The organism is Caballeronia sp. GACF4 (genome assembly GCF_023631025.1).
GTDB lineage: Bacteria > Pseudomonadota > Gammaproteobacteria > Burkholderiales > Burkholderiaceae > Caballeronia.
This window is the reverse complement of the sequence record NZ_JALQDW010000021.1, coordinates 86,679-106,113: the sequence shown is the minus strand read 5'-3', so window position 1 is coordinate 106,113 and position 19,435 is coordinate 86,679. Positions and strand designations below refer to the sequence as shown.

General features: G+C 57.9%; 20 protein-coding genes and 2 pseudogenes. 8 read left to right on the top strand and 14 right to left on the bottom strand.

Features of this window, described 5'->3' with window-relative positions; translation table 11 throughout:
* Window positions 1-4 precede the first annotated feature (4 nt).
* The 8 genes from leuD to NCR40_RS20980 all read right to left on the bottom strand — a co-directional run bounded on the left by leuD (window position 5) and on the right by NCR40_RS20980 (window position 7,329).
* Window positions 5-622, bottom strand: coding sequence for a 3-isopropylmalate dehydratase small subunit (gene leuD / locus NCR40_RS21015; protein ID WP_250510544.1), 618 nt, complete (start codon window positions 620-622; stop codon window positions 5-7).
* The gene (leuC, locus tag NCR40_RS21010; RefSeq protein ID WP_250510543.1) at window positions 619-2,037 is read right to left on the bottom strand and encodes a 3-isopropylmalate dehydratase large subunit; all 1,419 of its coding nucleotides are present in this window, start codon (window positions 2,035-2,037) and stop codon (window positions 619-621) included. The genes leuD and leuC overlap by 4 nt, the downstream gene beginning before the upstream one ends.
* A gap of 2 nt (window positions 2,038-2,039) precedes the next feature.
* Window positions 2,040-2,816, bottom strand: coding sequence for an ABC transporter permease (locus tag NCR40_RS21005; RefSeq protein ID WP_250510542.1), 777 nt, complete (start codon window positions 2,814-2,816; stop codon window positions 2,040-2,042).
* Window positions 2,813-3,571 (bottom strand): ABC transporter permease, encoded by a 759-nt coding sequence (locus NCR40_RS21000; protein WP_250467965.1) that lies wholly within the window; start codon window positions 3,569-3,571, stop codon window positions 2,813-2,815. The genes NCR40_RS21005 and NCR40_RS21000 overlap by 4 nt, the downstream gene beginning before the upstream one ends.
* The gene (locus NCR40_RS20995; RefSeq protein WP_250467964.1) at window positions 3,568-4,344 is read right to left on the bottom strand and encodes an ABC transporter ATP-binding protein; all 777 of its coding nucleotides are present in this window, start codon (window positions 4,342-4,344) and stop codon (window positions 3,568-3,570) included. Before NCR40_RS20995 ends, NCR40_RS21000 begins: the two co-directional genes overlap by 4 nt.
* Window positions 4,345-4,436: 92 nt before the next feature.
* Entirely contained in the window at window positions 4,437-5,387 is a 951-nt protein-coding gene (locus NCR40_RS20990; protein ID WP_244831297.1) for an ABC transporter substrate-binding protein, read from the bottom strand.
* Between the two features lie 284 nt (window positions 5,388-5,671).
* Window positions 5,672-6,400 carry a GntR family transcriptional regulator gene (locus NCR40_RS20985; RefSeq protein WP_250510541.1) on the bottom strand — a complete coding sequence of 243 codons (729 nt, stop codon included), beginning with the start codon at window positions 6,398-6,400 and terminating at the stop codon, window positions 5,672-5,674.
* A 41-nt stretch (window positions 6,401-6,441) separates the two neighbouring features.
* Window positions 6,442-7,329 carry a LysR family transcriptional regulator gene (locus NCR40_RS20980; protein ID WP_250510540.1) on the bottom strand — a complete coding sequence of 296 codons (888 nt, stop codon included), beginning with the start codon at window positions 7,327-7,329 and terminating at the stop codon, window positions 6,442-6,444.
* 177 nt (window positions 7,330-7,506) lie between these two features.
* Between NCR40_RS20980 and NCR40_RS20975 the strand changes: the two genes are divergently transcribed.
* From NCR40_RS20975 to NCR40_RS20965, 3 genes and pseudogenes are all read left to right on the top strand, one after another.
* Window positions 7,507-8,280 (top strand): glutaredoxin domain-containing protein, encoded by a 774-nt coding sequence (locus tag NCR40_RS20975; RefSeq protein WP_250510539.1) that lies wholly within the window; start codon window positions 7,507-7,509, stop codon window positions 8,278-8,280.
* A gap of 211 nt (window positions 8,281-8,491) precedes the next feature.
* A pseudogene (locus tag NCR40_RS31330) lies at window positions 8,492-8,725 on the top strand (GntR family transcriptional regulator); the annotation flags it as partial.
* Window positions 8,726-8,749: 24 nt separating this feature from the next.
* Entirely contained in the window at window positions 8,750-9,196 is a 447-nt protein-coding gene (locus tag NCR40_RS20965; protein WP_250510615.1) for a GntR family transcriptional regulator, read from the top strand.
* A gap of 6 nt (window positions 9,197-9,202) precedes the next feature.
* Here the strand turns inward: NCR40_RS20965 and NCR40_RS20960 are convergent, their stop codons facing one another.
* Entirely contained in the window at window positions 9,203-9,706 is a 504-nt protein-coding gene (locus tag NCR40_RS20960) for a universal stress protein (RefSeq protein ID WP_250510538.1), read from the bottom strand.
* 151 nt (window positions 9,707-9,857) lie between these two features.
* Here NCR40_RS20960 and NCR40_RS20955 point away from each other — a divergent pair, with 151 nt between their 5' ends.
* A complete protein-coding gene (locus NCR40_RS20955) occupies window positions 9,858-11,135 on the top strand; it encodes a LysR family transcriptional regulator (RefSeq protein WP_250510537.1) in 1,278 nt (425 codons plus the stop codon).
* A gap of 84 nt (window positions 11,136-11,219) precedes the next feature.
* Window positions 11,220-11,889: pseudogene (locus tag NCR40_RS20950) on the top strand (O-methyltransferase).
* A 16-nt stretch (window positions 11,890-11,905) separates the two neighbouring features.
* Here NCR40_RS20950 and NCR40_RS20945 read toward each other — a convergent pair.
* The 3 genes from NCR40_RS20945 to NCR40_RS20935 form a co-directional block, all read right to left on the bottom strand.
* Window positions 11,906-13,474 (bottom strand): SulP family inorganic anion transporter, encoded by a 1,569-nt coding sequence (locus NCR40_RS20945; protein WP_250510536.1) that lies wholly within the window; start codon window positions 13,472-13,474, stop codon window positions 11,906-11,908.
* 70 nt (window positions 13,475-13,544) lie between these two features.
* Window positions 13,545-14,186, bottom strand: coding sequence for a carbonic anhydrase (locus tag NCR40_RS20940; protein WP_250510535.1), 642 nt, complete (start codon window positions 14,184-14,186; stop codon window positions 13,545-13,547).
* A 162-nt stretch (window positions 14,187-14,348) separates the two neighbouring features.
* Window positions 14,349-15,191: an oxidoreductase gene (locus NCR40_RS20935; protein WP_250467954.1), complete on the bottom strand. Its 843-nt coding sequence runs from the start codon at window positions 15,189-15,191 to the stop codon at window positions 14,349-14,351.
* 225 nt (window positions 15,192-15,416) lie between these two features.
* Here NCR40_RS20935 and NCR40_RS20930 point away from each other — a divergent pair, with 225 nt between their 5' ends.
* Together NCR40_RS20930 and NCR40_RS20925 are read left to right on the top strand one after the other, a co-directional pair.
* Window positions 15,417-16,325, top strand: a complete 909-nt coding sequence (locus tag NCR40_RS20930; protein WP_244831287.1) for an AraC family transcriptional regulator — start codon at window positions 15,417-15,419, stop codon at window positions 16,323-16,325.
* A 52-nt stretch (window positions 16,326-16,377) separates the two neighbouring features.
* Entirely contained in the window at window positions 16,378-17,184 is an 807-nt protein-coding gene (locus NCR40_RS20925) for an alpha/beta fold hydrolase (protein ID WP_250510534.1), read from the top strand.
* A gap of 216 nt (window positions 17,185-17,400) precedes the next feature.
* On the opposite strand, the gene NCR40_RS20920 is transcribed toward NCR40_RS20925, so the two are convergent.
* Window positions 17,401-18,153, bottom strand: coding sequence for a FadR/GntR family transcriptional regulator (locus NCR40_RS20920; RefSeq protein ID WP_244831285.1), 753 nt, complete (start codon window positions 18,151-18,153; stop codon window positions 17,401-17,403).
* A gap of 486 nt (window positions 18,154-18,639) precedes the next feature.
* Between NCR40_RS20920 and NCR40_RS20915 the strand changes: the two genes are divergently transcribed.
* A complete protein-coding gene (locus NCR40_RS20915; protein ID WP_250493997.1) occupies window positions 18,640-19,044 on the top strand; it encodes a hypothetical protein in 405 nt (134 codons plus the stop codon).
* Window positions 19,045-19,093: 49 nt separating this feature from the next.
* Here the strand turns inward: NCR40_RS20915 and NCR40_RS20910 are convergent, their stop codons facing one another.
* Window positions 19,094-19,339, bottom strand: a complete 246-nt coding sequence (locus NCR40_RS20910; protein WP_250510533.1) for a hypothetical protein — start codon at window positions 19,337-19,339, stop codon at window positions 19,094-19,096.
* Window positions 19,340-19,435 lie beyond the last annotated feature (96 nt).

Genomic DNA, 19,435 nt, shown 5'->3' with positions numbered 1-19,435 from the left:
TGTGTCAAGCGAAGTAAGCCCAACTGCGCGCTTTTCGATCCTTCAAAAGAAAGCGCGCAATATCGTCTGCAAGAAGGCGCGTCTGATCGATCTCGTCGAGTCCTTCCAGAAGCGCTCGCTGCTGTGCCGGATCGAATTCGAAGTGAATCGTTTCCAACCCATGTGCGCGAATTTCGAGCGCACCGAGATCGACCTCGATGGGCGTTCCATCGCTAGCAGCAACCGCTATGCGCTCGATCTCGGCAGCGTCGAGTCGCACAGGAAGCAGTCCGTTCTGAAGACAGTTGTTATAGAAGATGTCGCCGAACGATGAAGCGATGACGCATCGAATGCCCGCTTCCTCAAGCGCCCACACCGCCATTTCGCGCGAGCTGCCACAACCGAAGTTGCTACCACCGAGGACTGTGCATGCGCTTCTGAATGCGGGCTGATTGAGAACGAAGTCCTCACGTTCACCACTTTGCGGACCGTCGCCGCAATAACGCAAGGTCTCGAGCAGATAGGGTCCCAACTGTCCGCGCACGAGTTGCGAAATTCTTTCGATGCGGATGATGAGATCCGTATCGACGTTGTCTCGCATGAGCGGAGCCGCTGCTCCGGAGATGATCGTCACCGCTTTCATTGCGACGCCCCTTCCGTTTGACGCACACGTGGCGCGGCGATATGCCCCGCAATGGCGCTAGCTGCGGCAACTGCAGGGCTAGCCAGATGCGTACGCGCACCGGGACCTTGCCTGCCAATGAAATTGCGATTCGAGGTCGATACGCAACGTTCGCCACGCCCAACCACGTCGCCATTTGCGCCCACGCACATCGAACAGCCCGGCTCGCGCCATTCGAAGCCAGCGGCACGGAAGATCGCATCGAGCCCTTCCTGCTCGGCTTGACGCGCCACCGTGAGCGATCCCGGCACGACCCAAGCCTTCACGTTGCTGGCGACATGCTGACCATGGACCACATGTGCTGCCGCACGCAAGTCTTCGATGCGGCTATTCGTACACGAGCCTATGAATACGCGGTCCACGCTTAGTTCATCCAGATGCTGTCCGGCACGCACGCCCATGTAGTCGATCGCATTTTCGGCGGCATGACGGCGCGATTCATCATCGAGCGATGCGGGGTCGGGTATGACATCGTCCAGCGCAATCACGTGCTCGGGACTCGTGCCCCACGTGATCTGTACGCCGATGGACGACGCATCGATACCGATCTCGCGATCGAACTGTGCCTCCGAATCGCTTGCAAGCATCTTCCAGTCGGCGACAGCCTGGCCGAACTGCTCGCCTTGCGGTGCATAAGGCTTGTCGCGCAGATAAGCGAACGTGGTTTCATCGGGCGCGACGAGGCCAAACTTGGACCCCAGCTCGATGCTTAGATTGCACAGTGTGAGGCGGCCTTCCATGCTCAATGCTTCGACCGCATCGCCCGCATATTCGACGGCATAGCCCGTGCCGCCAGCCGCGCCGATCTTTCCGATGAGATACAGAATCATGTCCTTCGCGGTCACGCCTTCGCGCAGCTTGCCATTGAAGCGCACACGCATCGTCTTTGGGCGCTTCTGTCGAATGGTTTGCGTCGCAAGCACATGCACGACCTCCGTCGAACCGATACCGAAGGCAAGCGCGCCCATTGCACCATGCGTGCATGTATGACTATCCGCGCAAACGATGGACGTTCCTGGCAAAGAAAGGCCGAGCTCCGGTCCGATCACATGCACGATGCCCTGAAGGCCTGCCTGGCCTATGTCGAAGATGGGAATCGCGTGATGCGTCATCTGCGTGCGCATCGATTCGACCATCTCGGTGCTCCAGTCGGCATCGCCTGCGCGGCGTCCTGGGGCCGTCGAAATCACATGATCGACGGTGGCGAAGGTAAGCGCGGGACTATCCACGCCAAGGCCGCGCTTTTCAAGCACGCGGACCGCTTCCACGCCGGTGAGCTCGTGCATCAGATGACGATCCACGTGCAGCAGATCGGCGCCACCTGCGAGATGAGCAATGGTATGACTGTCCCACAACTTGTCGAAGAGCGTATGCATGATCAATCGCTATGCGTGAGATGACGCTGCCATTTGAGGAACATGAGATTTACCAGTGTGGCGAACACGAAAAGCATGAGCGCAAGCGCCATGATCGTGCTCGTTTCGTTGCGGTTCATGGCGATCATCAACATGCGGCCGATACCGCTTTGCGACGCGAACATCTCGCCGATAAGCGTGCCAAGCAAGGTAAGCGAAAAGCCGATGCGCAGTCCCGCTACGACTTCAGGCACGCATGCGGGCAGCAACACATGACGCGCGAAATCCATCGGGTTCATGCGGTAAGTGCGGGCCGCGCGTGCGTAGATAGGCGGCATATTCTTTACCGCATTCATGGTGAAGAGCGTAATCGGAACGATCCCGTGTATCACACCGAATACGATCTTGGCCCATAACCCGAGACCGCAAGCGAGCAGCACGACCGGATAAAGCGTGACCTTGGGAATGGAATAAAAGCCCATCATTAGCGGCTCCATCACCTCACCGGCCAAGCGTCGCACGCCAAGAAGCAGACCGAGAAAAACGCCTGCTACGGCAGAGATGGCGAACGCTGAAGCAAATGCAAGCGATGTGACATAGAGGCTCTCCGGAAAATCCGGGTCGCTGACTATATGCATTGCACGTTGGACGGTATGCAGCGGCGTGGTCAGCACATCGGGGCCAAGCCACCCGCTTGCGCCTTGCCAAAGCCCGACCAGCACCACGACGAGCACGAGCGCGTCCATCCATCGCCGCGTGTGTCGCGGCCTTGCCGTATGCGTGACGACGACAGTGCTCATGCGGCCTCCCTTCTGATGCGCCGATAGAGACGCGTTTCCGCTGTGCGTAAAAGGGCGTTGAGCGTGGCAACGAAAATCAGCATCAGGAGCATGAGGCCGTACATCGTCGAATTGTCGAACGCGTTGTAGGCGAATGCGATTTGATAACCGAAGCCCGACCCGGACAACACGAATTCACCCGCTACCACCGCGATGAACGCGTAGACCACGGTGAGCTTGATGCCTGTAAATACGAACGGAAGACTCGCGGGCAAGGTGATGAGGCGCACCTCGTCTAGCGTATTTAAGCGGCATACGCGCGCCGTGCGCAACAGCACACGAGGCACACGTTCAAGACCATTCAAAGTATTTACGGCCATGGCGACGACCGCAAAGAGAAACCCGATGCCAACCAGAGGCCAGCGGTTCAAGCCGAAGATCACGATCAAGATCGGATACAGCACGAAGACGGGCACCGCATAGTAGGAAAGCAGCAAGGGGTCCAGCACACGCCTTGCGCGCGGCAATCTGAACAGCAACACGCCGCCGATAAAGCCCACTACCACCGCAAGCGCAACCGCCAGCAATGCGCTGCTAAGCGTCTGCACGATATCCACGGTGTATTGCCCTGACGCGAGAATGTCCCAGGCGCTCACCGCCATACGCGAAGGCGGAATGAATGAGACAGGATTGATCCATGCAAAACGAGTCGCTATCTCCAGCAACAAAATGAAGCCGATGACTATTCCCACGCGCCAGCGTGCGGCAACGCTCATGACTGGCTCCCTAGCGCTTTCATGGCCTCTTCGCGCAACAGCCCCCACACTTGCGCGGTCAGTTCGCCGAAGCGCGCATCGAGTGCGATCTTGCTGTCGCGAAGACGCGGCCAGCCGGTTTCAATGGTCGATATGAAGCGTCCCGGACACGCCGACATCACACCAATGCGATCGGACAGCAGCACCGCTTCGTCGATCGAATGCGTAATGAGCATGATGGTCGCGCCCGTATCGCGCCAAAGCTTGAGCATCTCATCGCCCATGAGGAGACGTGTCTGCTGATCTAATGCGCCGAATGGTTCGTCGAGCAACATGAGACGCGGACGCACGACCATGGCGCGCGCGATGCAAACGCGTTGCCGCATTCCGCCCGAGAGTTGCGCGGGATAAACACGCGCGAAAGACTTGAGACCCATGAAAGACAATGCATGATCGACGCGCGCCTTTACTTCGTTCTCTGCCACGCCTGCGCGACGCGCCGCAAAGGCTGCGTTGTCAAAGACGTTGAGCCATGGAAAGCTCGCGTCTTCCTGAAACACGACGGCCACGCCATCCGGAACCTCGCGTCCCACTGCATGCCCTTCGAATTCGACAGTGCCGCCGCTTGCGGGATTAAGGCCTGCGAGCACATCCAGCAAAGTGGACTTACCGCAACCGGAAGGGCCGACAACCGAAAAGAATTCACCCGCGCGCAATTCCAAACTTACGGGGCCGAGCGCATGAAAAGGAGGCTTGCCTGCAATGCCGGGATAAATGCGCGTGACATCGGTCACGCGCGCTTGCACACGATCCCCCGCCTGTGTCGCAGCGTCTGTGGAAACAACGGAAATTCGCGTGCGACGTGACAATACGCTCATCGCGTGCCTCACTTTTTCGTTTGCAGATCGGCGGGAAGCAGAGACTCGTCGACGATCTTCGACCAATCGAACGGGCCTTCCGGAATGGCCTTGACGAGTATCAGGCCCTTGAGCACTTCTTCCATGCCTTTGCGATCGAAGCTTCCTTCGCTCCAGTACTTCGGATCGGACTCGAGCACGTTATTGACCGCCGACGTCGCGACAGCGGGGTCCATCTTGTATTGCTTCGCCAGAATCTGCGCCGATTCTTCACGGTGCGCGGCAATGTACTGCACCGCCTTGCGACGCGCATTGATAATTCCGCGTATCACCTCAGGATGCGACTTGAGATAGTCGGTGCGCACGATGCCCACGGTCTGTGTCTCGTTAGGCACGATATCGGAAGAGCGAAAAGCAATGCGCAACTGATCTTTTTTCCCGCTATAGGAAGGCTCCGTCATGTAAGCGACATCGACAGCGCCTTGTTGCAGCGAAGTCAGCATACCGCTAGAACTACCGACCGGCTTGCGCTGCACTTGGCCCGCGAGACCTGCACGGTCTAACGCAATCGTCACGACCGTATCCGTAGTCGACTTCGGGCTGCTATAGCCGATAGTCTTGCCCTTCATTTGTTTGATGTTGGTGATGGTGCCGTTCTTTAGTTCCACCCAGACAAGGTCGGCGAGACTCTGCACGCCGCCATGCACAATTGTCAGGTCGACACCTTGTTTGACTGCGGAAATAGCGGCCGGCAGGGCGACCTCGCCATAAGGAATCTCGGAAGCCATCGCATTGCGCACGGTGGTGCCGCCGCCTTCCGATGTGATGAAGCCCGTTACGTCCACGTTGGCTTCCTTGAAGAAGCCTTTTTCCATGGCGACCGCAAAAGGCACGCCATACATGCCGTCACCCCAATGCGTCACGGTAAGCGGCGCGGCCTGCACATGCGTCGCGCAAACGGACGCAGCAGCGAGAGACATTAAAAGAACACTACGGGCGATTCTCCGTATTCCAGACATGTAGGCGTCTCCATCCATGTTGGGCGGTCTCGCATCGTGCTTGGCGCATGCGGCCGCACTATGTTTTTAAGCTTCCTGACTAAGCGGACTATTCAGCCGCGCGCGAAATCGAGCTCGCACGTCTGCCTTAACCGTGCAAGTTAATGTATGCATTAAATTCTTTAAAGTCCAGAAATGCCGGGGGCGGACATACCCGTGTTCGAGCTGGCTCGACTCTTGTCGCGTGCCTTAAGGAAGGCGCTGCTTCAGGCCTGTTGAATGCCGAATTGTTGCAGTACGCTCGTTTGGTCGCGCCAGCCGCGCTCTCGATGTGCACGATATAGCGCGCTTGCCGTTGCCGCATCGCCGCATTGCATCGCGTCGATGATGCCGTAATGCTCTTGCACGGATTTCACGGGTTGCGGATGCGGTTTGACCATTTGGGTAAAGCGTCGCACGCGATGCACTTGATCGCGACAATTCATGACCACGCTTTGCAATCGGGCATTCCCGCTAAGCGCGACAAGCGTTTCGTGAAAGACTTCGTCCGCGGCAGCCCAAGCCAACATGTCGCCGCGTTCGTATGCCGCGCTCATCGCCTCGCACGCGGTGACAAGGGGTGTGATGTCCACGCCCTTCTTCGACGCAATAAGGCTGGCAGCCGTCGATTCCAGGCTGATGAGGACCTGGTAGATGTTCCTGATGTCGGAGATGGAAGTTGGCACGATACGAATGCCATGCCTAGGCACGATCTGCACGAGTCCCTCGCCCTGCAGACGAATTGCGGCTTCGCGAATCGGCGTGCGGCTGAAGCCCAGCATCAAACCGAGTTCCTGTTCGAGCATGTAGGAACCAGGCGTCAATTCGCTTTCGATGATTCTGCGGCGTAATTCGGCATATGCAAGCTCGGTCGTGTTGCGCTTGACGGGTTTCGTTCCGTTAGCGGTTGCGACCGGTGGCTCGTCCTGCACGATCTTTACGCGCGTGGCGCTCATGATTTGCGTCTCCTTAGCCGATGTTAGCACCGGCAATGACGTTATACGGCTGCCAGATGCGCGACGAGTTTTCTGCAGGCTTCGGGCAGGGCATCGAGCGAGCGCATTCCTATCAGGAGTTCACGCGCGGCCCATTTATCCGTTAAAGCGACGACGCAGAGCCCCGAAGACCTTGCATGTTGGCGTGCGACTGCATCGGGCATGACACCAAGACCAAGGCCTGCACCGATCATCAGACATTGGGCATCGTAGCCTGTCACCTGAATGCGCACGTTGACGGCGCGGCCATCTTCGTTCGCGGCTCGCGTAAGACATTGGCTTATAGCGGTATCGGCCGGCAAGACGACGAATTCGAAGTCTAGTGCTTCGGCGAAAGCTATCGAATTTCTTAGCGAAAGCGCGTGACCCGGCGGCGTGACGAGCACGAGATTGTCGGTACGATAGGGAAGCGTCTGAATAGCACGACCATGCGGCACGGCTGTAAAGACGCCTATGTCGGCCGCGTTATCGGCGATCGCGCGCACGACTTGCATACTGGGCTTTTCGTCCACTTGCAAGCGAACATTGGGATGACTGGCCGCGAAAGACTGAATATCCTGAGGCAGGAATTGCACGATGGACGAGTTGTTCGCCGCGATGCGCACCATACCGCTAAGGCCATTGGTGAAGTCGCGCATTTGCAGGGCAATATCGTCGAAATGATGCAGCGCGCTAAGCGCCAAAGCGACGAGCCGTTCCCCCGCTTCGGTCGGCACTACGCCTTTATTCGTGCGATGCAATAAAGGCACGCCGAACATGGCTTCAATCTCGCTGATACGTCGACTTACCGCAGCTGCCGCAATGTGTTCACGTTCAGCCGCGGCGGCAATGGTGCCTGCCTCGGCGACCGCGACGAAGAGTCTCAGCGAAAGCGGATCGATCGAATGCATAGGGCTTGTTCAGGCCGTTGATGATCGTTAAGAGCGGCAATCGCAGTGTACTGAAATTTGACTCGTCATCGCATATCGCGATGGCGGCATGACGAAGCGTTGCTTTGCGACACTCACCGCATCAAACAGAATTAGCTCCAGGACGTCGTTGAAGGCCTTGACCTTAGGAGCATGAAAATGGAAGCCGAAGTCGCTCAAGCCACGCGTATTCGCGTGTTCTGGCAACCGGGATGTTCGTCGTGTCTGCGGACCAAGGAATTTCTTACGCGTCAGGGGATCGAATACGAATCGATTGACGTGCATAACGATCCGGAAGGCCGCGCGGCGCTCTTGGCGCTTGGTGCACGTAGCGTTCCGGTGGTCGCGCTCGGACAGAGATACACGTTTTGCCAATCCATCAACGACGTCATCCGTTTTCTCGATCTCAAGACCACGGCAGCGCCGCCGTTGCCTCCCGAACAGCTCGTCGCAAAGCTCGCGCACGTACTCGAGTCGAACGCGCGCTATGCGAGGCAGTTCGGTCTTGAGCATTTTCGAAAGCCGTTTCGTAATCGCAATCGCACGCCGGCTGGTTTGACGTTTCACGTATTCCGCGTCGCCGAAATGGGTGTGCAAGCCGCGCATCAGATTGAATTGCGCTTCGAGGGCTTTGACGATGTGCCGCCTGACAATTGGACCGCAGAAGACATCGCGCGTTGGGGAGAAAGCGTGCGCGTCGAACTACTAAAGTGGTGGGAACAGGAAACCGATCGCACGCTTGCCTATGACGTGCCGACTTACTACGGCCGCCGCTCAATGCACGAAGTGCTTGAACGCACCGCATGGCATAGCGCGCAACACACCCGGCAGGTAATGCTCATGCTTGAAAGCGAAGGAGTCACTGTGGACCGACCCTTGAGCGCGGACGACCTCGGGGGCCTGCCTTTGCCGGACGAAGTCTGGGACAGATAACTTCAGGCCAAGACGGAAGCGAGCAGGCCCATTCAGCCGCCCGCCTAGGGCGGCTTTTTTTAGTCTGATGCTAAGCAAATCATCCGCCTTTTCGCTGCGGCATAACGTATACGTTGAGCGATACAAGGCGCTTCTTCTCTTATAATGTAAGGCATTCCGTCCGTCTTCCAAGGCGGATTTTCGTCCATGCCCGGGCGATAACGCATCTGGAATGCCCATCATGGCTGAAGCCCGGACCGCCGAAGCGATCAGCAAGCCGCGAGAAAAATCGACCGCTACGGTCTATCAGAGAATTCGCGAGATGATCCTGCGCAACGAGCTGCGCCCGGGTACGCAATTGCTCGAGCAAGAACTGGTGCAGATGTTCGGCGTAAGCCGCACACCCGTTCGCGAGGCGCTCATCAGACTGCAAAACGAACATCTCGTACAGATCATTCCACGTCACGGTGTGCGCGTGCGCAATGTGTCGATGGCGGATCTCGAAGAAGTTTTCCAGGTGCAGACAAGTCTCGAAGCAACTGCGGTGGCAGCAGTAGCTTCGCGCAAACCAAGCGCGCGTGATATCAAACTACTCGAAAAATCCTGCGCGGATATGGAGCGCGCTTTTGCTAAAGACGATCGCGATGCGTGGGCGGCGGCATGCGAGCTTTTCTATGCGCACCTCGTCGAAATGAGCGACAACCCGAGGCTGGCGCAAATAGTCGGTGAATGTGCCGATCAAGTGCGCCGCGTGCGCGAACTCACGCTAAAGCTCATCAAGCTTGACGACGCAAGCACCAGCGTCCTGCGCGATGTCATCACCGCGTTGCGAAATGGCGATGCCACGAATGCCGAAATGCTTTGCCGTGAACATCGCGCACGGAGCCTTCAAACGCAGATCGAAGCCCTGCAACGCTACCGGATTCTCGACGTGTGAGACCGATTACGCGTGACTTGCTTCCCACACCGTGCGTGACAGAGTTTCAGTGCAAGCCCGCTCATTCGCGCGCTCCGACGCAATCAGCACTTCACGGTCGGTATGACGGCACACCACATGGCTTACGCGTCGCACGCCGATGCCAAAGAGACTGCGCTTGCCGCCACCGAGCACGATGAGATCCGCGTCGAGCTCGTCTGCAGCCTCTGCGATGATACGTCCGACGTTGTGACCATCGGCAGGCGTTCTGCGCGTCTCCCAGTGAGCTTCGACCCCTGCCTCCTCCAGCATCTTGGTGCTACTGCGATAGACGACGAGCGCAAGCTGGTTGACGAGATCGACCGTATCGCAGCAAATCACATCTGCTTGCGATGCCGTCCACCACGGAGCGCTGTCGATGACATGCAGCATGGTCAGCCGGGCATTGCTTTCACGTGAACGCGCGATCGCGACGGACAAGGCGGCTTCGCTGAAGCCAGGACCCACGGCGACGACAATATGTTGGTACATGGCGCTAGCTCCTGTCGATACGTTTGTTGGTTGGTGCATGTCGTCATCATCGTCGTCAAGAATTAGCAAACAGTGAGGAGATTGCATTCTGAATGCACCACGTCGGGGCGATAAATTAAACTGATAGGCTTCTACCCTCATTGCGGCTCGAATGGACCATCGCGAACTGCTCAATCTCGCCTATCTGCGCGCTTTCCGGCTCGTTGCGCAGACGGGCAGCGCCACGCGCGCCGCCGTCGCTTTGTTCCGCGCTCAGTCGGCAGTCACGCGCTCGCTACAGGAACTCGAAGCCGCCGTTGGCGAGACGCTGCTCGAACGCCGGTCATCGGGCATGCTTCCTACGCCGGCCGGCCGCGCCGTTCTTCTGCGTTGCGAACGCATCTTCACGGAGCTGGAAACCCTTGCACAGTGGTGTGCAGCGCGCCAGTCACGGCGCCGCGTCAGCAGCGGCGACGGCCTGCCGGCGTTTCTGCTGAACACGCGGCGCCTCCAGTTGTTTTCCGCGCTGGCGCGTCATCGACATATGCCGAGCGCGGCGCAGACGCTCGGACTTAGTCAGCCCGCGGTGTCTAGCGCCATTCGCATCATGGAAACGGGCGCGGGCATGCAGCTTTTTTATCGCAGCCCGCGCGGCTTGCTGCTCACGAGCGAAGGCGAAACTTTTGTCTTGCACGTGCGTCGCGCGCTTAACGAACTGCGCCATATTCCCGACGATATCGCCGCATTGCGCGGGACGATTCAGGGCTTCGTCACGGTCGGTTCGCTGCCGCTCGGGCGTACGTTGATCCTGCCGGGCGCGATAGCGAGAGTGGCCGCGCAATATCCGGGCGTGCGCATTATCACCGACGAAAGCGCCTATGAGACGCTCGTTGCCGGCCTGCGGGCGGGCGATATCGATTTCGTGCTCGGCGCGCTTCGGCAGAACGATGCATCGAGCGGTTTGACCAACGAACGTTTCATGTCGGAGGACATGGTCGTGATCGGGCGGCGTGGTCATCCGCTTGCCGAAATCGACGGACTCACTCTTAAGGAACTCGTCTCGGCACAATGGATTTTGCCGCGCAGCCACGCCCCCGCGCGTGGCATGTTCGAGGCGCAGTTCAAGCGATGGAAAATGAAGCCGCCTATGCCGACTGTCGAAACCGCCGACCTCGCGGTCATTCGCGGTTTGCTGATGAACACCGACATGCTCGCGGCGGTCTCAGCGCAGCAATTGCATTATGAATGCGAGTCGGGCCAGCTCATGGTGCTCGACATAGCGATGCAAAATACAAAACGCGATATCGGTCTGACCTTGCGCGCCGGTAGCACTCCCTCGCCAGCTGCCCGAGCGCTGATCGACGCCATTCGGCTGACGGTGGACGAGGTCGGCCATACATTGCGGCGTGAAACGGCTCGGAAAGAGACCGGCACGACGCATCGTGTTTGAAATTTTGAATGCCACCGCGTGGTTTTTTGCATGCATGTCGGCGGGCGGAGTATCGTGGCAGTTCGCTCAAGACGAGGATTTCGGATGGACCAGCAGCAATGGGATGCCATGGACGCCTACCTGTGCCAGCAAACCCAGGCACACGACGAGGTACTCGAAGCAGCGCTCGCGGCGAGCAATGCGTCGGGACTGCCTCCCATCAATGTCGCACCGAATCAGGGCAAGCTGCTGAACCTGCTCGCACGCCTGCGTGGCGCACGCCATATTCTTGAAATAGGCACGCTAGGCGGCTACAGCACCATATGGCTCGCACGCGCCCTGCCGCCTGACGGCACGCTGCTTTCGCTTGGAGGCCAATCCCGACTACGCCGAGGTGGCGCGCAAGAATCTCGAACGCGCGGGACTTGCTTCGGTTGCAACAGTCGTGGTCGGCGCGGCGGCCGCATCGCTTGAAGGGTTCGTGCGAAAAAGCATGCGCCCTTTCGACTTCATATTCATCGATGCCGACAAGAAAAGCTATCCCGAGTATCTGCGTCTCGCGTTGAGCCTTAGCAAGCCGGGCACGGCGATCGTTGGCGACAACATTATCCGTCGTGGCCGTATCGCCGATGCTGACAGCACCGAGCCCGATGTGATCGGATTGCGCGCCTATTTCGACATGCTCGCAACCGATCCACGGCTCTCCTCCACCGCCGTGCAAACGGTGGGCAGCAAGGGATGGGACGGATTCTCGCTGTCCATCGTAACGAGCTAGCAGCTTTATTAGAAGCTCAAGCCAGGCGCCTTCTCCACTGCTGCCAGCGGGAACGCATGCGCGGCATGGCAAGCCGCGCTTCTGCAAGCGGCATTTGCCTGCACTCGACATGCATGCCTCTGGCGGGTGCTTCGCTCACGAAGTCATCGATGATCTCGCGTACGTCCGGGTCGATATGGTCCGCACGAGAAGCATCGAGAATGACAGTCGCGTTGTCAGGAATGGTGCGCAGAAGATGCTTTAGCGTGACCTTGCCGAGAAACGACACGTCCTTTCGAAACGAGAGCAGGTAATGATCGTCGTGCTGCGTCATCGTGATCGGCCGCTTGAGATTTGCGCGCACGGCAAGCACGAGACTACATGCGATGCCAAGCACAATACCCATGAGGAGATCGGTCAGCAACACGCCAGCGATTGTCACGACAAAGGGTGCAAATCGCTCGAAGCCTTGTCTGGCGATGGCGACAAACAGCGACGGCTTGGCAAGCTTGAGCCCGGTGAAAATCAATATCGCAGCCAGACATGCAAGCGGAATGAGGTTGATCACGCTCGTCAACGCAAAGACGCTTGCAAGCAGCAAGACACCATGTACGAATGAAGACCAGCGACTTTGCGCGCCCGCGTGAACGTTTGCCGAGCTACGCACGATGACCGATGTAATTGGCAATGCGCCGATAGCGCCCGCCATCATGTTGCCAATGCCTTGCGCTTTCAATTCGCGATCGGGATGTGCACTACGTCTCTTGGGATCGAGTTGCTCGACCGCCTCCAGGCTCAACAAAGTTTCAAGGCTCGCGACGATGGCAAGCGTGAATGCGAGACGCCAGACATCCGGGTTGACGAATTGCGAGAAGTTGGGCAATTCAAGCGCATTCGTGAATGCTGCGAACGTTTCAAGCGAAGGCAATGCCACGCGATGTTGCGCGGGCGGCGCCAAGCCCGGCGCGAACATGTCGAGTAAAAGCGTTACGCCAATACCGAACGCCACCACGGCAAGCGGCGCGGGCACGGCGCGCACCACGGCAAAACGTCGCATGGCGCGCGTTTCCCAGCCAGCGAGCATGGCAAGGGACATCACGGCCACGGCACAAGCAGCGAAAGATACCGGACCGAAAGGCGTATCGAGCAAGCCCGGTCCGCTCGCGGCTGGTGCGCCTGCATTGGCGAAGCCCGCGGCCAGGGGTATCTGCTTGATGACGAGCAATAGGCCAATGGCCGCAAGCATGCCCTTGATCACCGACGACGGCACATACGCTGCAAAACGTCCCGCCTTGAGCAAGCCAAAGCCGAATTGAATTGCGCCCGACAAAAGCACCGCTAGTAGAAATGCAGAAAAACTGCCTAGTCCCGCGATGCCATCGACCACGATGACGATAAGCCCCGCTGCCGGTCCGCTTACGCTCAATTGCGAGCCGCTAAGCAATGCCACGACAATGCCGCCTATGATTCCGGACAAAAGCCCCGCAAAGGGCTCCACGCCCGACGCATTGGCAATGCCAAGACACAGAGGCATCGCCACGAGAAATACGACTGTGCCGGCGAACAGGTCGCGCGGGAACTGGCTTAGACGATTGCTAAGGTTCATAAGGATTTAGTCATGTGGGTGCCTGCTACGTTTAACGAATTCACGCAGCATGAAATGAGCGACGATCGAATCAGCGTCCGGCGGCTTCGACGAGTTCCGCGTACAACGGCACCATACGAGGCGCGTCATAGCCGGAGGCGAGCACTTTGATAAGCCCGTCGTGCAGGCCGAAAATCCAGCCGTGCACGAGCGGAGGCTCATCGCGATCGATTACGATCCGCGTCTGACGCAGAAGCCGCACTTGTTCGAGCACATTGAGTTCCGCCAGGCGATCAGCGCGCGCATCGAACTCTTCCAAGTCGTCGAGTTCACGTCGATGCCGCTCGCCTAAAGCGCACACCGGGGCAATACGGCGATTGACGTGCGGTATTTCATTCAAGAGCGGCAACAACGATGCTCGCACACCGCCGCATCCATAATGTCCGCATACGATCACATGATCGACCTTCAGCACTCGCACCGCATATTCAAGGACGCTCACAGTGTTGTCGTCCGACGGCGAGAGCAAGTTCGCGATGTTGCGATGAACGAAAAGATCGCCGGGGTTAGCGTTCGTGATCGTTTCGGCAGGCACGCGACTATCCGAACACCCGATCCACAACACCTTGGGGCTTTGCCCCTCTGCAAGGCGTGGGAAAAATTGCGTGTCCGCCTGCGCGGTTTCGCGAGCCCAGGCAATGTTTTCCAGAAGCATGCGTTTCGGTCGATTCATGGCGTTCTCATGACGAGCATTCGATGGATTGCACCCGCGTTGCAGTGCAGCGAATCCTTACGAATCACTTTCGCCGAGAAAGTTCAGCGCCGTCCAAGAGAAAATAATTCGCCTCGCTATTTATTTCTCTTGAGATTTTCCTTGGACGACGCTAACACACGCTCAAGAAAAATCGGTCGAGCGCGACAAATGCTCCCACTTGTCGATTTCTTCGTTGAGCGCCACTAGCTTCGTTTTGACAAGAGAGATTGCATCGCTCCCAAGAAGAAGATGCGCAGGTGGATCATGGGCTTCGATGAGGCTTAGCAAGGCTTGGCCGGCCTTGGCTGGATCGCCCAATTGCTTGCCGCTCTTGGCCTCACGCGCCGCGCGGATCGGGTCGAACAGCGCGTCATAGTCTGCGATGCTGCGCTCCGTTCTGACCATCGAGCGGCCAGCCCAATCGGTACGAAACGATCCGGGCGCAACGGCCGTTACTCTTACGTTGAAGTCCTTGACCTCTTTGGCCAACGTCTCTGAAATGCCTTCCAGCGCGAATTTGCTGCCGCAATAGTATGCAATGCCCGGCATCGTGATGAAGCCGCCCATGGACGTGATGTTGATGATGTGGCCGGCACGGCGCTCCCGCATGGAAGGCAATACGGCTTTGATCATGGCGACCGCACCGAATACGTTGACATCGAACTGCCGGCGCATTTCCTCCAGCGGCGATTCTTCAAGTGTGCCTTCGTGGCCATAGCCAGCGTTATTGACGAGCACATCGATCGGGCCGTATGTGCGCATTACTTCCTCGACAACAGGGCCTATGCGGTCAAACGCCGTCACGTCGAGCACGACTCCATGTGCCGATCGGGGCTTGATAGCCTCGAATTCCTTGAGGGCGTCACCATTGCGAACTGTGCCGATAACCGTGTGTCCTGCATCCAGCGCGCTTTGCGCGAAAGCGCGTCCAAAACCCGAACTCACGCCGGTGATGATAAACGTCTTGCCGTTTGTGTTTTCCATGTGAACCTCTCCTATTCGACTCGTCGCGCGCACCATGCCGCAACACCTGTCCAATATTAGAGAGCGCGCATCGTTCTTGATACGCCGGTTCTTCTCGCATGTTTGCCTAAAGCTATTGGCGTATGGATTCGCGGCTGCAAAGCTGGCAAATTAAGGGCTGTCGACACATCTTGCGGAGCCACCGTGATCACCCGCCGAACGCTAGCCACCGAAACCAGACGCCGCATGATCGAGCTGCTGATGCGGCTTGCCCCTTTGGAAGGCTATAACCTCACAGCATTGCCAGACGTGCGTTTTCTGCGTTCGAACAGACCACTGCGTCGCACGCCGGTACTTTATGACCCGGGCATCGTCATCGTCTGTCAGGGCCGCAAGCGTGGCTATTTCGGCGAGCAAGTTTATCTATACGATGAGCAGCATTACCTGGCCGTGTCGGTGCCCGTACCCTTTTCCATGGAGACGGATGCCAGCGCGCAAAAACCTTTGCTTGCCATCTATTTCCGGCTCGATCTCAACGTTGCAGCAGAGTTGATCATGCAACTCGATGAACACGGCGCAACCGTAACGTCCGAACCTCACGGCATGATCTCAACGCCGCTGGACAAACAACTCGGCGCGACGGTTCTGCGCTTTCTCGAAACCATGAGTGACCCGCTCGAAGGTCCGGTTCTTGGGCCGGCTCTCGTGCGCGAGATTTATTTTCGAGTGTTGACGGGCGAACAAGGTCCTTCGGTGCGCGCGGCTTTGACACGGCAAGGTCAGTTCGGGAAAGTCGCGCGAGCATTGCGCAAGATCCATCAAAGTTTCGATGAGCCGCTCGATGTTGCGCTGCTTGCAAGCGAAGCCAACATGAGCGTGCCCGCGTTCCATTTGCATTTTAAGACCGTGACCAACACGTCACCAATGCAATATTTGAAGTCGACCCGGCTGCATCAGGCGCGGCTGCTCATGGTGCGGAACGATGTCACCGCAGCCGTCGCATCGGCGCAAGTGGGCTACGAAAGTGCTTCGCAATTCAGCCGCGAATTCAAGCGTTTGTTTGGGCGCAGTCCCGTCGATGAAGCCCAGCGTCTCAAAGACAGTTTCGCGCTGCCAGATCCCGGACCGGGTTCGGGCTATGTGTCATCGCATTGATGCGTGGATCGTCTGTTAATCTTCCACGCAGATCAATCCTGCTACCAAACGCATGAACGAAGCCTTCGTCGAACTGAAGTGCGGACCCTATCCGTTGCGCATCGAATATAAGTGGATCAATCCTTCGCGCATCGATGCTCCAATCGCGGTATTTGTGCATGAGGGGCTGGGTTCAGTTGCATTGTGGAAAGACTGGCCGCAGCGGCTATGCGACCGATTGAACTGCCGTGGTCTCGTCTATTCGCGTCCTGGCTATGGACGGTCGACGCCGCGCCCTCCGCATGAAAAGTGGCCTGTGACCTTCATGCATCGTCAGGCGACGAAGATATTGCCTGCGCTTCTAGATGCGCTCAAGGTAAATGCGTTCGAACGTTCTCGCATGTGGCTCGTAGGCCATAGCGATGGCGGGACAATCGCACTGCTTTACGCAAGCACCTTTCTCGAAGCGCTTGCCGGACTGATCGTGCTTGCACCACATGTATTCGTGGAAGCGATCACAGTCAAAGCCATAAAGGAAGTGCGAAGCGCCTATGAGCACGGTGCGTTGCGAGCAAAGCTCGCTGGCTACCATGAGGACGCAGATTCCGCCTTTTATGGCTGGAACGACGCATGGCTCAATCCGGAATTTCTGCGTTGGGACATTACAGACGAAATTCGCTCGATCAAACGGCCATTGCTCGCAATACAAGGCCACGACGATGAATACGCGTCGATGCTTCAGATCGACAAGATCAAGGCGTCCGTGAATCACACTCATCTCGTCAAGCTAGCGGCTTGCGGACATTCACCGCATAGGGATGCCACTCAGGCGGTCAATGATGCAATTGCAGATTTCGTTACCCGCTCGTCTCTGCCGTGAACTCGAGCGATCAATCGAAAGGCCGTCTGCGCCATGATGCCATCGCGCAAGCCCGCACGGCGATTAAGTGACCGTGCCGCGCGTTTGGGCAGATGATCGCAGTCGGTCCAATGCATCTTTTATTGCGGTTAAATCGACGTTGTTCGTCTCGAGCGAGCGAACCCTCAGGGGCTCTAACTGCTTAAACAAACCACTCGCCCGAAGGACGAATGCGGCTCAAGCCTCCGCAGGCTTAACCGCTGTTTCTTGTGACCGCCGCAAGCGTTCGCGGCTGTTCGACAAATGCATGCGCATGGCGGCGCGGGCAGCTTCCGGATCACGCCGCTCGATGGCGTCGTAGATATCCTCGTGTTCGCGGTTCACGCGATCGAGGTAACTGCCGGGGTCGTTATGCGCAAGCGCAGCGGAATTTACACGCGTGCGTGGAATGATCGTGTTGCCCAACTGGCTAAGGATGCTGTGGAAATAACGGTTGCCCGTAGCCTTGGCAAGCTCGAGGTGAAATGCGACGTCCGCGGCAACCGCGTTGCCCGTGCCTTCTGCAATGTGCCGCTCGAACTCGTCCAGAGCATGACGCATGTGCTTCAGATTCTCTTCGCTTCGCCGCATTGCCGCGAGACCTGCGGCCTCGGCTTCGAGACTGATGCGTAGTTCGAGGATGGCCATGACGTCGCGCACGGTGAGATCGCCCGCAGCTTCGATCTGGAAGCGATCGTGATCGGTCGCTTCGAGTACAAAAGTGCCAATGCCATGACGCGTTTGAACCAGGCGCCCCGCTTGAAGGCGCGATATCGATTCTCGTACGACCGTACGGCTAACGCCCAGTTGCGCCATGATCTCCGATTCGGTCGGAAGCTTGTCGCCAGGCTGAAGCGCGCCGCTGCGAATCCGTTCCGAAAGTTCGGCGACAACTTCCTCGGTCAGATTGCGAGAGCGGCGAAGACCGCCGGCTGCGAGAGCTGGTGACATAGGGCGATTGAAAAAGGTAGACGAGCCATTATAGGGGCGCAGACTTGCTTGTACGACGACTGATGCCTGATCGAATACAAAATGCCTTAAGCGCTCAACGCAAAACACAAAAAACCGTTATGGTTCAGGCAACTAAAAATGTAACAAACTGTTGATCAACCATTTGACCGAGCGTAAAGTTCAAGTACCGCTTGAAGTCAAAGCGCGTGTGTCATGTTTTGCAAGGCATGTAAGCATTCAAGGCGCGCGCCTCGCTTTCAAGCGGTCGACTTCCGGTCGAAGGCTCGCGAATCCTCGTCCGCATCCGTTGGATTCGCCATCACCTCGCGCACTCGCGAGCCTCCCTGAAGCGGTTCACCGGCTTACCGCGTCGCGCCTCTCACTCTCCGATTACGCGGCAAACCGGTGTGCTTAGAGCCTCCAAGTTGCGTTCGTGCGAACGCCTTCGTGGAGCGCGGCACCAAGTGGGCAGCAAGGAGACAAGCAATGATGCGTGAAGTGACTGGAGCTTTTTTTGGCTCCCGCAAGTTGGACGAAGCACTGGAAGACCTCAAGGCGGAGGGCATCACGAGCGACCGCGTTCGCGTCGCGAGCATGTCCGGGTTCGCCGATTTCACCGCCAGCATGGAACTGAGCACCAGTTCACCGACACAGTGGATCACCGCCGAATTTGCAGGCTATGCCGATCTAGCCACCACCGACGGCGGGTATGGGATTGCATCGACGGGCAGCGACGACATCCTACCTGGCTTCGATAACGATGAATCCGCTGCATACGGTATAACCCGAGTTTTCGTCAGCATTCGCGACGAAGCCGAAATGCGCGCCGTATGCGATATCTTCTCGCGCCTGGGCACTGATGATATCGACGCGGAAGTCGCGGCGGCCTGACCCGCCGCGATCACATTCAATCGTTTGTATGCAATAAACGTTTGCTTGATTACTGCGCTGGTGCGGTCACGGGCTTCGCTTTCTTCTTGTGCTTGAAGTGAAAACCCTTGCTCGTACCAGTGGCAGCCGAAGTATTGTCACCGCCTGCCGTCGGCGCGGCCGTCGCTGCGCCGTGCGCGTTGCCGCCGCCAGCGCCGCCATTACCGTTGCCACCTTGCGCCATCGCCGCGCCCGACGCGCCCAGCATCAAACCCGCAGTGAGGGCGATAAGTGCTGCCAATCCATTCGTCTTCATGTCGTTCCTTTTTGCGTAGAGTCAGTCGAGTGTGTATTCACCGTGCAGGCTTTTGAATGCCGAATGCAATCGGCGAGCGGCTTGGCATGAGACCTG